The sequence below is a fragment of the Xanthomonas sp. LMG 12460 genome (assembly GCF_009192895.1).
GTDB classification, from domain to species: domain Bacteria; phylum Pseudomonadota; class Gammaproteobacteria; order Xanthomonadales; family Xanthomonadaceae; genus Xanthomonas_A; species Xanthomonas_A sontii.
Window position 1 is genome coordinate 18,602 of sequence record NZ_NKUH01000006.1, and the last position, 13,791, is coordinate 32,392.

Annotated in this window: 13 protein-coding genes; 3 read left to right on the forward strand and 10 right to left on the reverse strand. The window is 69.5% G+C overall.

Annotation, left to right across the window (positions count from 1 at the left end):
- Nucleotides 1-13: 13 nt before the first annotated feature.
- From CEK66_RS01425 to CEK66_RS01450, 6 genes are all read right to left on the reverse strand, one after another.
- Nucleotides 14-976, reverse strand: a complete 963-nt coding sequence (locus CEK66_RS01425) for a transporter (protein ID WP_152235727.1) — start codon at nt 974-976, stop codon at nt 14-16.
- Nucleotides 977-1,208: 232 nt separating this feature from the next.
- A complete protein-coding gene (locus CEK66_RS01430) occupies nt 1,209-1,685 on the reverse strand; it encodes a MarR family transcriptional regulator (RefSeq protein WP_148828161.1) in 477 nt (158 codons plus the stop codon).
- A 138-nt stretch (nt 1,686-1,823) separates the two neighbouring features.
- Nucleotides 1,824-3,146 (reverse strand): MFS transporter, encoded by a 1,323-nt coding sequence (locus tag CEK66_RS01435; RefSeq protein ID WP_152235709.1) that lies wholly within the window; start codon nt 3,144-3,146, stop codon nt 1,824-1,826.
- Between the two features lie 14 nt (nt 3,147-3,160).
- Complete coding sequence (locus CEK66_RS01440) at nt 3,161-4,513, reverse strand: alginate export family protein (protein WP_152235710.1); 1,353 nt, start codon at nt 4,511-4,513, stop codon at nt 3,161-3,163.
- Between the two features lie 132 nt (nt 4,514-4,645).
- Entirely contained in the window at nt 4,646-6,511 is a 1,866-nt protein-coding gene (locus tag CEK66_RS01445; protein WP_152235711.1) for a feruloyl-CoA synthase, read from the reverse strand.
- Between the two features lie 81 nt (nt 6,512-6,592).
- A complete protein-coding gene (locus CEK66_RS01450; RefSeq protein ID WP_152235712.1) occupies nt 6,593-7,423 on the reverse strand; it encodes a p-hydroxycinnamoyl CoA hydratase/lyase in 831 nt (276 codons plus the stop codon).
- Nucleotides 7,424-7,749: 326 nt separating this feature from the next.
- Here CEK66_RS01450 and CEK66_RS01455 point away from each other — a divergent pair, with 326 nt between their 5' ends.
- Entirely contained in the window at nt 7,750-8,067 is a 318-nt protein-coding gene (locus tag CEK66_RS01455) for a hypothetical protein (RefSeq protein WP_152235713.1), read from the forward strand.
- Between the two features lie 252 nt (nt 8,068-8,319).
- On the opposite strand, the gene CEK66_RS01460 is transcribed toward CEK66_RS01455, so the two are convergent.
- The 4 genes from CEK66_RS01460 to CEK66_RS01475 all read right to left on the reverse strand — a co-directional run bounded on the left by CEK66_RS01460 (nt 8,320) and on the right by CEK66_RS01475 (nt 11,227).
- Complete coding sequence (locus CEK66_RS01460; protein ID WP_152235714.1) at nt 8,320-9,210, reverse strand: alpha/beta fold hydrolase; 891 nt, start codon at nt 9,208-9,210, stop codon at nt 8,320-8,322.
- A gap of 2 nt (nt 9,211-9,212) precedes the next feature.
- The gene (locus CEK66_RS01465; RefSeq protein ID WP_152235715.1) at nt 9,213-10,313 is read right to left on the reverse strand and encodes a DUF3182 family protein; all 1,101 of its coding nucleotides are present in this window, start codon (nt 10,311-10,313) and stop codon (nt 9,213-9,215) included.
- A gap of 37 nt (nt 10,314-10,350) precedes the next feature.
- Complete coding sequence (locus tag CEK66_RS01470) at nt 10,351-10,554, reverse strand: hypothetical protein (protein WP_152182346.1); 204 nt, start codon at nt 10,552-10,554, stop codon at nt 10,351-10,353.
- 241 nt (nt 10,555-10,795) lie between these two features.
- Nucleotides 10,796-11,227, reverse strand: coding sequence for a hypothetical protein (locus CEK66_RS01475; protein ID WP_017911874.1), 432 nt, complete (start codon nt 11,225-11,227; stop codon nt 10,796-10,798).
- A 299-nt stretch (nt 11,228-11,526) separates the two neighbouring features.
- Between CEK66_RS01475 and CEK66_RS01480 the strand changes: the two genes are divergently transcribed.
- Together CEK66_RS01480 and CEK66_RS01485 are read left to right on the forward strand one after the other, a co-directional pair.
- Nucleotides 11,527-13,149, forward strand: a complete 1,623-nt coding sequence (locus tag CEK66_RS01480) for a SulP family inorganic anion transporter (RefSeq protein ID WP_152235716.1) — start codon at nt 11,527-11,529, stop codon at nt 13,147-13,149.
- 132 nt (nt 13,150-13,281) lie between these two features.
- Nucleotides 13,282-13,788 carry a cupin gene (locus CEK66_RS01485; RefSeq protein WP_152235717.1) on the forward strand — a complete coding sequence of 169 codons (507 nt, stop codon included), beginning with the start codon at nt 13,282-13,284 and terminating at the stop codon, nt 13,786-13,788.
- The last annotated feature ends 3 nt before the right edge of the window (nt 13,789-13,791 follow it).

The following is a 13,791-nucleotide window of genomic DNA, read 5'->3' on the forward strand; positions in this document are numbered from 1 at the left end:
GTTGCGAAGTTGGTCAGAAGACGTGGATGTACTGGACGTTGACGTTGTGGCCGGAGGGCGCGTTCTTGACCTCCACCGGCATGTAGAAGTTGGCGTTGAAGATGTTCTTCTGGTCGATCCGCCAGGACAGGCCGGGGCCCAGGTAGAACTGGGTCTGCTTGCTGTCGGCGACGCGCTGGCCATTGGTGCGGTTGTCGCGCAACTGCTTGAGGTAGTAGCCGTTGATGCCCAGGTGCAGGTCCTTGACCACTTCCAGCGAGCTGGCGAAGTTGAGCCACGCCGCGTCGCCGGCCTGGCCGTTGCGGAACACGAAACCGTCGCCCTGCGGCACGTTGGAGGCCTTGTCGGCGCGGAAGTTGTAAATGTAGTTAAGCCGTCCGCTGATTTCCCAGCGCGGCGTCGGCAGGATGCTGAACGCCCAGCTCGGCAGCACCGACCAGTAGCCCGCGCCCTGGTTGACGTCGCGGTTGCGGTCGAACTTGCCGATCGGCGCCAGCACATCCAGTTCGAAGCGTTGCGAGAACACCGGGCGGCCATTGCGGATCACCGGTGCCATCTGCAGGTAGGGGCCGATGGTCAGGTCGCCCAGGCCGGCGCCGTTGTCGCGCAGCGCCACCGGGCTGTCGTACGCGAACGACGTATCCAGATCGACCAGCGCTGCCAGTGCAGTGATGCCGAGGGAGCCGCCGAACAGCTTGTGGTCGCTGAGGTAGGCGACCTGGGTGACCCACACCGAGGAGCCGATGTGCGGATCGCGGAACACCGGCACGTCGTCGCCGTGCGCGTCCTTGATCGCGTCGAAGTCGTAGCGGCGCAGGTACTGGATCGCGGTCCAGCCCGGGTTGGGCTTGCTGAAACCGTCGAAGAAGCTGGTGCCACCGGTATTGATGCCGGTCGGCAAGGTGGCGCTCTGCGGCACCGATTGCGCGGCCGCCGGTGCGACCCAGGCGATGGCCAGCACGGCGAGCAGAGACAGGCGCGCAGGGGCACGCGGCGACGAGGGGACACGGTAGCGGACACGCTTCACGGGCAGGCACTCCAAGCGAAAGGGGAACGGCGGGGTGCGGGGGGACAGGAACGCGAACACGCAGCGCGCGCAGGGCGCGACCACGCGGCGACGCACGCCGTCAGCGGGACGCTTGCGGCGAGTCGGGAATCAGCGAGAAAGAAGGGCGGACGGCAAGAACCAGCCGCGCCGCAGGGGGCCGCTACAGGCGGTCGAGCGCGTCCAGCCGGTCCAGCGCCTGCAGCAGCGCGCGTGCCGAGGTCGCGCCGAGGGCGGTGCCGAGCTGCTGCTCCATGCGCACCACTTCGGCTTCGGCCTGCGCCAGCAGCGCCGTGCCGGCGGTGGTCAGATGCAGATGCTGCATGCGCCGGTCCTGGCGCCCGCGCACCTGCCGCAGCAGTTTGCGCTTGACCAGGCGCGCGACCACGATCGCCAGGTTCGGCGGCGACACGCTCAACACCTCGCCCAGCTGCCGCTGGTTGATGCCGGGATTGGCGTCCACCAGCACCAGCAGCGAATACTCCACCGGCTTCAGCTCGAAGGCGCGCACGCAGTCCTGGAACAGGCGCCGCACCTGCAGTTCGGTGCGGGTGATGCGGTAGCCGATCAGGCTGGTCAGGCGTCGCTGGTCCACGCTGTCCGCCGTGTGCGGATCGGCGGGCAACGCGCTGTTGGACATCTCGGGACTCGGTTTCGAACTCACTGCGCTTCCTGCATGGGGCGTCCTGCGGCCAGGTCACGGCGGCTGCGCACGCATCCGTCGGCGCCGGCCGGCGGTGCCGTCGCCATTGCATTGTAGGGGCATGGCCGCGCATGGTCACAACGCCGCGTCCACGCGCCGCAGCAGCGCCCGGTACGGCGCGGCGGCGGTCCATAGGCACAGCGCGCCGAGCAGCGCCGCACCCATGCACACCACGCCCAGCGACAGCCCGACCTGGCGCTCGTCGGCGAGCACGTGGTCGGTGCCCAGCGCCACCAGGTACGGCCCCAGGCCCAGCCCGATCAGGTTGACCAGCAGCAGGTAGATCGAGGTGACCTGGCCGCGCAGGCGATTGGGGGTGACCGCCTGCAGGATCGCCGGCGCCAGCGCCACCGGCATACCCAGCACGAACGTGGTCAGCGCGATCGCCGCCAGCGCCGGCCACGGCCCTGGTGCCACCGCGAACAGCGCACTGCTGATCACCAGCAGCACGGCGCCGACCAGCGAGATCTTCAGTGCCGCGTCGCGGCTGCCGCGTACGGCCAGACGGTCGGCCAGAAAGCCGCTGAACAGCATGCCGGCGATGCCGAAGGTGAGGATGATGATGCCGTAGGCCGGGCCGATCTCGCCCGGGGTCCACTGCCAGCGGCGGATGAAGGTGGCCGGCAACCAGGCGGTGATGCCGAAGGTGATCATCGCGATCACGCCGTTGGCCAGGAACAGCGCCAGGTACACCCGCGCGTTGTCACGCAGGTGGCTCAGGTCCGGGCGCACGCTCGGCACCGCGGCGGCCTGCTCGCGCCGCGCCGGCTCGCGCACCGTGGCCATCAGCGCGATCACCGCCAGCCCGGGCAGCGCGACCAGGATGAAGGCCGCCTGCCAGGGCCGGAAGCTGCCCAGCAGCGGCAGCAGCACCGTGCTCTCCTTGCTGGTGGCCGCGATCACCAGGCCGCCGACGATGAACGCCGCCGCCGAGCCGATGTAGACGCCGGAGGTGTACACGCTCATCGCCCGCGCGCGTTTTTCCGGCGGGAAGTAGTCGGCCAGCATCGAGTACGCCGCCGGCGACAGCGAGGCCTCGCCGACACCGACGAACACCCGCGCCAGGAACAGGGTGAAGAAGCTGGTGACGTAGGCGCCGGCGGCGGTCGCCGCGATCCATACCACCACGCCGAGCACGATCAGGTTGCGGCGGTTGCGGCGGTCGGCGACGCGGCCGAGCATCACCCCGATCAGCGTGTAGAACACCGCGAAGGCGAAGCCGTGGACCAGGCTGAAGGCCGAGTCGGACAGCTGCAGGTCGCGCTTGATCGGCTGCACCAGCAATCCGAGGATCTGCCGGTCGACGAAGGACAGCGTGTAGGCCAGCAACAGCACGATGGTGACGTACCACGCATACAGCGGGCGGTACGGCGCAGACGATGGCAGCGGATCGCGCATGGAAAGGCTCCGGCTCAGAAGCGCAGGGTCAGGAAGGGGGCGATGTAGAAGTAGTCGCGGCCGCGCACCGGTCCCTCGCGCAGGAACGGCCCGGCCTGGGTGTAGTGGGCGTACACGTCCAGGCTGGCGAAGGCGTTGAAGCGATACTTCACCCACAGCACCGAGCGCGTGCCGATGTCGCGCGCATCGTTGGCGTCGCCCGGCTGCAGCACCCGCCAGCCGGCCGCGTACACGCCGTCGTGCAGGCTCTGCCGCTGCAGCTTGAGCACGTACATGTCGATCCACAGCCGCTCGCTGGGACGCAGCACCAGTTCCGGACCGATGGCGCGCACGTTGCTGCTGATCATGCTGCCGTCGAACACCGAGGCGCGCGCGTACAGGCCGTTGAAGGTGTTCAGTTCGCCATCGCGCGGATCGCGATCGCCGGACGAGACCTCCATGCGCCAGCCCAGGCGTGGCGTCCACGTCGTCGTGGCGAAGGTATAGCCGCCGAACAGCGTGCCCTGCCAGGCGCGCACGCGCTGGCCGGCGAACCGGCCGCGCTGGCCGATCAGCTCCAGGTCGTAGTCCCAGCCCTGCACCGCGCCGCTCAGGCGCGTGGACAAGGTGTGCCGATGCTCCTCGCCGACCACCCCGCCATAGCGACGCCCGTCCTGCACGGTGTCCAGGTACAGCGTCTCCAGCAACGCCGCCTTCGGCTGGCTGGGCGACAGCGGCACTTCGGCATGTGCGCCCCACAGGCGCTGGTCGCGGTTGGTGCGGTCGTCGAAACTGCCGGTACGGGTCAGCACCGGGCGCCCCCACAGCAGGCCGCCGCTCCAGCGCGGCTGCCGGGTCAGCAGGCGCACCGCGTCGAACGGCATGCGCGAATTGGCCGGGTCGCGCGGATCGAGCAGGCGCTGCCAGCCGTAGGCGATCTGCTGGCGGCCGGCGCGCAGGCGCCAGGCCGGCTCCTTCTGCCCGTCGGACAGTTCGACGAAGCCCTGCGCCAGGTCCAGCGGGTTGCGGTCGGTGGCCTGCACCGGCCGTGTCTGCAGGCCAGCCACGCGGCTATCGGCGAGTTCGCCGAACAGACGCACATACGCCGAGGGCCGGTAGTCGGCCCACAAGCGCAGGCGCTGCTGTGCATAGCCGTGCGGATCGGTGGCGAAACGGCCGAAGCCGGCGTGCTCGCGGTAGTCGTACAGCGTGCGGCTCTCGCCGCCGAGGCTGAGCCAGCCATCGCCGACGGGGATGTATTTCCATTTCTCCCAGCCCTGGCGCGGACGCGCCGCCAGCGCCGAATAGTCTTCCTGATCGGCCAGCAGCTTGCCCTGCGGGCCGTTGTTTTCGGCATCGGCCTGGGCGCAGCCGACGCTGCACAACATTGCCAGGCACACGGTACGGGGCGCACGGCGTGCGCGCGCATGAGGCACAGTCATCGATTCCCTCCCAAGTCTCGAAGCCAGTGATGCGAAGGAGCGCGGTCCGCTATCCGGTCGCGCGGCCGAGTGGTGCGGTCATGACGGCGGCGCCGCCACCGCGCCCGGTGCGGTGCCGGCGTAGAGCTGTTCGACCAGCGCCGCCCGCGCGCGCAGCACGTTGCGCTGGTTGATCGAACCCTTGTCGGTGATTTCGCCGGCCTCCAGGTTCGGCGGCTGCTCCAGCCACGCCGCGCGCGCGACATGGCTGGCGCTGCCGGTGGCGCTGCGGTTGAGCGTGTCGAGCAGGCGCTGCAGCCAGGCGCGCACCGGCGGCGCCTGCAGCACCTGCGCCGTCTCGGCCTGCGCCGGCAGCCCGGACAGCGCCTGCAGCGCGTCCAGCCGCGGGAACAGCAGCAGGCCGATGGCGTCGCGGTCGGCACCGGTGACCACCACGTCCTGCACGTACGCAGCACCTTCCATCAGCACCCGCGTGCGCAACGGGCCGACGCTGACGAACACGCCGGAAGACAGCTTGAAATCCTCGGCCAGGCGGCCGTCGAACAACAGGCCGCGCTCGGGATGCTGCGGATCGATCGGCTTGAGCGCGTCGCCGGAGCGGTAGAAGCCTTCCTCGTCGAAGGCCTCGGCGGTCTGCTGCGGCGCGTTCCAGTAACCCGGCATCACGTGCGGCCCGCGGAAGCGCGCTTCCAGCTTGTCGCCGACCGGCACCAGCTTGACCTCGCAGCCCGGTGCCGGCACGCCGACATCGCCGGGGGTATTGCTGGTGCCGTGGGTGAAGGTGCACGACGGCGCGCATTCGGTCATGCCCAGGCCGGCGAGCATGCGGATGCGTTCGCCGCAATGCGCCTCGGCGATGCGCTCCAGGCGGTCCCACACTTCCTGCGACAGCGCCGCGGCGGCGAAGAAGAACATGCGCATGCGCGACAGGAACGTCTCGCGCAGCGCCGCATCCTGTTCCAGCGCCTGCGCCAGTTGTTCCCAGCCGCGCGGCACGCTCAGGTATACGGTGGGCGCGATCTCGCGCAGGTTGCGCAAGGTCTGCTCGAACAGCGCCGGGGTCGGCTTGCCGTCGTCGAGGTAGAAGCTGCCGCCGTTGTATAGGGCGATGCCGATGTTGTGGCTGCCGCCGAAGGTGTGGTTCCACGGCAGCCAGTCGACCAGCACCGGCGTCTCGCCAAGCACCGGAAAGGTCTGCAACAGCATCTGCTGGTTCGCGCACAGCATGCGCTGGGTGGTGATCACCGCCTTGGGCAGCAGGGTGGAGCCAGAGGTGAACAGGAATTTGGCGATGCTGTCCGGGCCGCAGGCGGCGAAAGCGGCATCGGCGGCGTCCAGCGCGCGCGGCGCCAGCAGTTCCTCGAAGCGCAGGCAAGCACGATCGCGCAGGGTGCCGCGCACGCACACTGCCGGTACATCGGTGGGGAACACCGCCGCGATCGCCGGGGCGAATGCGTCGCCGTCGCTGGCGAACAGCAGGCCCGGGCGCAGCACCTCGGCCACATGCCGCAGCTTGGCGAAATCGCGCGACAGCAACGCGTAGCCCGGCGACACCGGGCAGTACGGGATGCCGGCATACATCGCCGCGAACGCGAGCTGCAGGTGTTCCAGATCGTTGCCCGACAGGATCGCCAGCGGCCGTTGCGCCGACAGGCCCATGTCCAGCAGGTGCGCGGCGATGCGGCGGGTGCGCTCGAGCATCTGCGCGTAGCTCAGCCGCCGCCACTGCCCGGCGTCGTCGCGCTGCGCCACGAAGGTCGCCTCGGGGGTGTGCAGCGCCCAGTGCTGCAGGCGCTGCAGCAGGTGCCTGGGCAGCGGCGCCAGCGGTTCGCGCGCGCGCAGGCGCAGCACGCCGTCGGTATCGCGGTGGACCTCGGTATCCGCGTGGCTCAGTCCGACAGGACGGTAGCGCGCGGCGGTGGCAACGGACTCAGCGGCATTCATCGGAACCATCCGGGGGAGAGAGACGGCACGGCGTGCGGCAACGCCGCCGCGGCCCCGCGGGGCCGCAGGCGACGCGACGGGTCAGCGCTTGTAGGTCTGCAGACCGGGCTTGATGGTTTTGTCGTCCAGGAATTGCTTCAGGCCCTGTTGCCGGCCCTTTTCGGGATCGCGGTGATTGGACTGGTCGACCTTGGCGTACAGGTAGTCCTCGTTCTGCTCCCAGGTCAGCTCGCGGCAGCGCTTGAAGCCGTGCTTGGCGAAGCGCAGCACCACCGGGTTCTTCTGCTGCAGTTCCTGCGCCAGCTTGGTCACTTCCTCACGCAGCTGCGCGCGCGGCACGCTGGTGTTGACCAGGCCCATCTGCGCCGCCTCGGTGCCGGTGAAGGTGCGCCCGGTCATGATGTAGAGCATGGCGTTGCGGTGGCCCATGGTGTCGGCGACCGCCTTGCTGACCAGGTTGCCCGGAGGAATGCCCCAGTTGATCTCCGACAGCCCGAACACCGCCTCGTCCGCGGCGATGGCCAGGTCGCAGGCGACCAGCGGCGAGAACGCACCACCGAAGCACCAGCCATTGACCGCGGCGATGGTCGGCTTGCTGTAGAAGCGCAGCAGGCGCCACTGCCACTGCGAGCAGTCGCGGCGCATGCGCTCCTGCACGATCTCTTCCTTGCCGTCGGTCTCGCGGAAGTATTCCTTCAGGTCCATGCCGGCCGACCAGGATTCGCCGGCGCCGGTCAGCACCAGCACCTCGGCGCTGCTGTCCAGCTCCAGCGTCTCCAGCACGTCGATCATTTCGCGATTGAGGGTGGGACTCATCGCGTTGCGCTTGTCCGGCCGGTTCAGGGTGACCCAGGCGATGCCTGCGTCGATCTCGACCTGGACGGTCTGCCAGCGGTCTTGGTAGCTGCTCATGGATAGGCCTGCATAGGGAGGGGGGAGAGAGCGGATCACTTAGGACTGATAATAGTTATAGATCATCATTATTTCGGCGCAAGCTGCAGTGCAGCATGGCGGGCGGCGCTGTGGCGGGAGCATGGCGGCCCGCCCATGGGCGGGGTGACAGCAACCGCGATACGGATTGCTTGGACTCGCGAAGGGAGCAAGCCATCCCAGGACCTTGGATCCGCCGCCACGTCGCCGCGAGTCTTCACGCCCAGCAAACGCAATGCTCACAGGGGGCGTTCAGTCCCGGGTTAGCATCCAGCCCACAGGGGTTCCGTCGACACCGGGGTGATGTGATGCACACCGTCTCCGCGCTTGACCAACCGACCCTCGCTCGCGTCAGCATCGATCTGGACGCCGAGATGGCGTACTGGCAGCAGGCCCATGCCGAGGGCCGTCTCGGCCGCCAGGGCTTCGCCGACTACGCGCAACTGCTGAAGATCGGCTATGACGTGTACCTGGCCTACCCGCGCGCCAACGAGGCGCAGCTGTACCGCGTGCTGCAGGACGCTTATCACCAGTGCGCGCCGATGCTGTCGGTGCCATGGGACGAGGCGCGCTGGCTGGTGCGGCATGCCTGGCAGCACCTGGCGCATTCGGGGCGTTGTCACTGAGGAGCGCCTCGCGCAGCGGGACATCTCGTCGTTGCCCGCGTAGCATCGGCTTCAGCCGCGACGGGCGTTACCGAGAATGCCTGTCGCGGCTGAAGCCGCTCCTACGACGAGGCTTCGGTCGTTACTGAAGGCGCCCACAAGGCGCCGCGTGCCGGCGCAGCGCGACAAACAGGACAGCACACCATCGCGTGCATGGCACACCGCGGCCTGCGCCGCGGGTTTGCTGTCGTGCGCTCCCCCACGCTACATGGTTCAACGCGACGACGTGGGCGGCGAAGCGCTGCGCTCTTTCGCCTCCAGGCGCCCATGGAACGCGTTCGATCCCTTGCCCGGCGCCGTCGCCGCCTCGCCCTCGCTGCGCTTGAGGCGCTGCTTGCGCTGTTCGACCACGCGGCTGGCCAGGGCCACGCGGCGCCCGATCACCATGTCGGTCAGCCAGTCGATCAGGTGGCGCGTGTAGGCGGCCTGGTGCGCTTTTTCGGTCAGCGCATGATCGGCGCCGGCGATCGTGCGCGTGGTCAGCGAACGCGCGTTGGAGAACGCTGCCGCGTAGTTGCGCAGCACCTGCCCGGGCACGATCACGTCGCGCTCGGCCTCCACCAGCAGCACATCGCCACGATAGCGCTGGCAGGCCGCCAGCGCGCGGTTGTCCGCCGGCGTCACCACGCGGTTGCGGTAGGGCATCAGATCGGGATCGCGGTTCAGCGCGACTTTCGGACCGTCCCAGTGCGCGTCCTTGTACAGTGCCGGCGAGCGCAGGGCCAGCCACTCCACCGGCCGCTCCAGCGTCAGCAACGCGGCCAGGTAACCCCCGTAGCTCAGCCCAACGACCGCGAGCGCGTCCGGATCCACCTGCGGCGACGCCGCCAGGCGATCGTAGGCGGCCTTGATGTCGTCCAGGTTCTGCGCGCGCGTCACCGTCTCGCGCATCGCGGCCAGGCCTTCGTGGCCGCGCAGGTCGAAGGTTAGGCACACGCAACCCAGGCCAGCCGCCTCGCGCGCGCGCACCAGATTGTGATGCTGGTTGCCGCCCCAGCCGTGCACGAACAGCACGCCGGGCAGGCGGCTGGTCGGGGTCAGCAAGGTGCCGCTGAGCGCCGCGCCGTCGACCGGGATGTCGATGCTGGAAAGTTCAGCTTCCATGGTCAGGTCACGCTGCGCATGTAGCGGTACTTGGTCAGCAGACCGGTGCGCGGCTCTTCGCCCACGTAGTACACCTGCGCCCCGGCCGGCGGCGGCGGATGCGCGCCATAGCGCTCGACGGTGGCGGCGACCACGCGTTGCAGCGCCGGCGACTGCTGGAACGCAGCGACCGCGGCCAGTTCCGCCGGCGTGGCGCCGCCGACGCGCCAGGACTGCTCGAGGACGCCACAGGCGATGCTGCCATCGGCAAGCAGCCCCTCGATCACGTCGTAGTTGCGGCGCGACGCATAGAAGCCCGGATAGGCCGCAGCCACCAGCCGGTCGTAGTCGCGTGCCTTCAGCACCGCGGTGCGCTGACGTGGCGGCAACGGCTGCGCCAGCAGCGTGTCGAAGGTGCCACGGATCACGTGCAACTCCGAACCGCCGTACGCCTCACGGCCGCTGCCATCGCGGGTGACCGACTGCGTGCCGCAATAGGCGATGGTGATGCCGGCGCAGTGCGTTTCGCCGACGCTGAAAGTGGTCGGCTGCTGCAGGTGCCGTTCCAGCACCACCCCATGCTCGCGCAACGCGTGCGCGGGCAGTGTCGCCAGCGCCGCATCCAGCGCCTGCGCGTCGCCGAGCAGCACCTGTCCGAGCCCACCGACGCCGTGCGGCAGCTTCAGCCGCACCGGGCCGCCGTCGCACAAGCGCGCGTACGCGCGTCGGGCATCGGCAGCGCTGAAGGCGGCGTAGCCCGGCAGCGTGGCGGACGCCAGCGCCGCGCCCAGGTCGGGCTGCCACCCGTCAGGTGACTGCGCATCGATCTCGATCAGCGGATGGCTGATCGCCTTGGTGGCGACGAAGGCGTACGGCACCACACCGCCCAGCAGATCGGCCGCCGCGTGCACGCCGATCTGCTCGGCCTGCGCGGTGGTCAGGGTGTCGTCGGGCACGCAGAACGCACCCGCACCGGCGGCACAGCGCTCGTCGTGCACGGGCAGGTGCATCAGCCGCCCCACTTCGGCAACCACCCAGGCATGCGTGGCTGCCTCGTGGCCCCCGGACACGGTCTCCCGCACCTGGCAGGCGCGGACATTGGCATGCACGGTGGATCGGGCCATGCGGAACGCTCCGTGCGGATTGGAAAGACGCGCTGCCTCAGCCATGGTCGTACCACTGCAGCAGCAACACGGCGGCCGCGGCCAGCGCCAGCAGCGCAGCAACCACGCGCAGCCAGCGGCTGGCGCGCAGTTGCCGCCACCAGGCAGCGGCTTCGGACGTGCCGCTGGCATCGCGCGCGCGTCGACGCTGTGGCGCGGACGCGGAAGGAGGGGCCGCAGACTGGCGGTCGTCGTGACGCATGGCGCAAGGCTGTCGCGCACGCTGTCGCATGGTGGTGAACGCGATGTGGTGTGCGTGTCATCGCGCGCAAACGAGGGCCCGCTGCGCCCGGTCAACCGCATCGTCGCTTCGGTAATGCGCCCGCGCTTGCGGCAAAGACCATGCAGTGCGAGCAGACAGTCAGTGCGAGCAGAACGCGTAGTGCGCCATCACGGTCGCTAGGCGGGGCAGCAGCGCACGAACGTTATGGTCGACACCGTGCTCAGGCCGCAGCCGTCGCCGCGGCATGGTGGGCGGGCAAGCGGGCATCGATCCGATGCTTGCCGGCCAGCGCCTGCATGCCCTGCAGGGTGGCCTGTACCGCACTGGCATAGCCGCTGCGCCACAAGTCGGCGCGCGACTGCCGCGATGCCGCCGCATTCAGCGCCAGTGCGAAGGCCTGCACGCGCGGATCGGCCAGCGCGGCGCGCTCCAGGAAGGGCTGCTCCGGGGCGATGACGTCGACCGGGGCCAGCCAGGCGTCGGCGACCAGTTCGGCCACGCCGGCGCGGTGCGAGAGCTGGTGCATGGCAGTGAGCGTCTCGTGCAGCATTTCCAGGCACGCCCATTGCCACAGCGCGGCCTTGTACTGCGGGTCGGCCTGGTCCAGGGCGGACAAGGCGCCATCGACATGATCGATGCGAAGATCCTGCATGGCCGACTCCACGATACGGCATTGCGATCCGCACATTCTGCGCGGCGAAAGTGAGCGCAACGTGAGTCGTGCGGCGGCAGCGGCAGCGTACAGGCGGTCACAGCGGGCGCGGCGGCAGCCATCGCGTATACTGGCCGCGCGCCTGCTCGCGCCGCTCTCTCACTACGCGCTTCCCATGACGCCACCCTGACACCCGCAGCTTGCATCGGCCCGCCTCGACAGCAGGCCGCAGGTTGTTGGTTTTCCATTGCATACAGCGAGCGCTGCCCTGCGACAGGGCGGTGTCGGGAGCGTTTACCTTGAAGTTTTCCTCTTCCCTGCGCCAGTCCTGGTGCGGCAATCTCCGTGGCGACGTGCTCGCCGGCCTGGTCGTGGCATTGGCGCTGATTCCCGAGGCGATCGCGTTCTCGATCATCGCCGGCGTCGATCCCAAGATCGGCCTCTATGCCGCCTTCTGCATCTGCGTGACCATCGCCTTCGCCGGCGGGCGCCCCGGCATGATTTCCGCCGCCACCGGCGCGATGGCGCTGCTGATGATCGGCCTGGTCAAAGAGCACGGCGTGCCCTATCTGCTCGCGGCCACGCTGCTGACCGGCGTGCTGCAGATCCTGGCCGGGCTGTTCAAGCTCGGCGCGCTGATGCGCTTCGTCTCGCGCTCGGTGATCACCGGCTTCGTCAATGCGCTGGCGATCCTGATCTTCATGGCACAACTGCCCGAACTGATCGGCGTGCCCGTCCCGGTCTACCCGCTGGTCGCGCTGGGTCTGCTGCTGATCTACGGCCTGCCCTGGCTGTCGCGGCGCAGCTTTCCCGGCATCGGCCTGTGGTTGCTGGTGCTGGGCGCCGCCTTGACCGCAGGCAGCATGGCGCCGTGGATGCTGCTGCCGGTCGCCGTGGGTGGCGCCGCGGCGCTGCTGTTCGGGCACCGCTGGACGCGCGGCCTGGCCGTGCCGCCGCCGTTGGTGGCGATCGTGCTGCTGACCGGGCTGGCACTGTACTTCGGCATCCACGTGCCCACCGTCGGCGACAAGGGACAACTGCCCGATCGCCTCCCCAGCCTGCTGCTGCCGGCCGTGCCGTGGACGCTGGAAACGCTGTGGATCGTGTTCCCGGTATCGGCGACGATGGCCGTGGTCGGCCTGCTCGAGTCGATGATGACCGCACAGATCGTCGACGACATGACCGACACGCCCAGCGACAAGAACCGCGAATGCGTGGGCCAGGGCATGGCCAACATCGTCAGCGGCCTGTTCGGCGGCATGGCCGGCTGCGCGATGATCGGGCAATCGGTGATCAACGTGAAGTCCGGCGGGCGCGGCCGCCTGTCCGCGCTGGTCGCCGGCAGCGTGCTGTTGCTGCTGGTGGTGTTCGCCGGCGCCTGGGTGCGGCAGATCCCGATGGCCGCACTGGTGGCGGTGATGATCATGGTCTCGGTGGGCACGTTCAGCTGGCGCTCGCTGGCGCAGTTGCGCACCCATCCGACCAGCTCCAGCGTGGTGATGCTCGGCACCGTCGCGGTGACCGTGGCCACCCACGACCTGGCGCGCGGCGTGCTCACCGGCGTGCTGCTGTCGGCGCTGTTCTTCGCGCGCAAGGTCGGGCGCATGCTGCACATCGCGCGCAGCGAGGACGCCGATGGCGGCCACACCTACCGCATCCGCGGCCAACTGTTCTTCGCCTCGGCCGGCGGCTTCGCCGGTGCCTTCGACTTCGCCCACGCGCCGGCACGGGTCACCCTGGACCTGAGCGACGCGCACGTCTGGGACATCAGCGCGATCGGCGCGCTGGACCAGGTGGTGATGAAATTCCGCCGCCACGGCGCGCAGGTCCAGGTGCTGGGACTGAACCCGGACAGTGCGGCGATGGTCGGGCGGCTGGGCAGACACCAGCGCGATGACGTGGAAAGCGTTTCACTGCATTGAGGCCCGGCCGGGATGATCGTGTCGGCACGGCGCAGCGCGCGGTCACGCCGCGCGCCCGTCCCGCGTGCCGACATGGCGACGACATCGGCCGATTAGCATCGAACTGCTAACGGCCATGCAGGAGATCCGCCGATGTCACTGGACCACTGGCAACTGCCGCCACACGACTGGGTGCCCAACCACCCGTTCCTGCCAGTGCTGCACTACCGGCAGTGCGTCGGCACCCTCGACGCCGACGGCTTCGAGCGGCGCTTCGCCGCGCACGGCTGGCCGCCGCAATGGCGCGACGGCATCTACGACTACCACCACTACCACTCCACCGCGCACGAGGTGCTGGGCGTCGCCCGCGGCAACGCCCGTGTGCTGCTCGGCGGCCCGGGCGGTATCGAGGTCACGCTCGCGGCCGGCGACGCCCTGCTGCTGCGGGCCGGCACCGGCCATTGCCGGCTGTCGGCCAGCGCCGACTTCATGGTCGTCGGCGCCTATCCGGACGGCCAGGACTGGGACATCTGCCGTCAGGCGCCCGACGCCGCGATGCTGCAACGGATCGTGCAGGTGCCGGTTCCGCAGAGCGACCCGCTGCTCGGGGCGGGTGGACCATTGCTGCAGTATTGGACGAAGCCTACCGCCGTCGACTGACCT

Excerpts from the sequence above, each read along its gene's own strand:
- CEK66_RS01465 (WP_152235715.1), bottom strand. The coding sequence starts at position 10,313 with ATGGCCCGATCCACCGTGCATGCCAATGTCCGCGCCTGCCAGGTGCGG.
- CEK66_RS01455 (WP_152235713.1), top strand. The coding sequence starts at position 7,750 with ATGCACACCGTCTCCGCGCTTGACCAACCGACCCTCGCTCGCGTCAGC.
- CEK66_RS01440 (WP_152235710.1), bottom strand. The coding sequence starts at position 4,513 with ATGTTGTGCAGCGTCGGCTGCGCCCAGGCCGATGCCGAAAACAACGGC.
- CEK66_RS01475 (WP_017911874.1), bottom strand. The coding sequence starts at position 11,227 with ATGCAGGATCTTCGCATCGATCATGTCGATGGCGCCTTGTCCGCCCTG.
- CEK66_RS01445 (WP_152235711.1), bottom strand. The coding sequence starts at position 6,511 with ATGAATGCCGCTGAGTCCGTTGCCACCGCCGCGCGCTACCGTCCTGTC.
- CEK66_RS01450 (WP_152235712.1), bottom strand. The coding sequence starts at position 7,423 with ATGAGCAGCTACCAAGACCGCTGGCAGACCGTCCAGGTCGAGATCGAC.
- CEK66_RS01460 (WP_152235714.1), bottom strand. The coding sequence starts at position 9,210 with ATGGAAGCTGAACTTTCCAGCATCGACATCCCGGTCGACGGCGCGGCG.
- CEK66_RS01430 (WP_148828161.1), bottom strand. The coding sequence starts at position 1,685 with ATGTCCAACAGCGCGTTGCCCGCCGATCCGCACACGGCGGACAGCGTG.
- CEK66_RS01485 (WP_152235717.1), top strand. The coding sequence starts at position 13,282 with ATGTCACTGGACCACTGGCAACTGCCGCCACACGACTGGGTGCCCAAC.
- CEK66_RS01435 (WP_152235709.1), bottom strand. The coding sequence starts at position 3,146 with ATGCGCGATCCGCTGCCATCGTCTGCGCCGTACCGCCCGCTGTATGCG.
- CEK66_RS01470 (WP_152182346.1), bottom strand. The coding sequence starts at position 10,554 with ATGCGTCACGACGACCGCCAGTCTGCGGCCCCTCCTTCCGCGTCCGCG.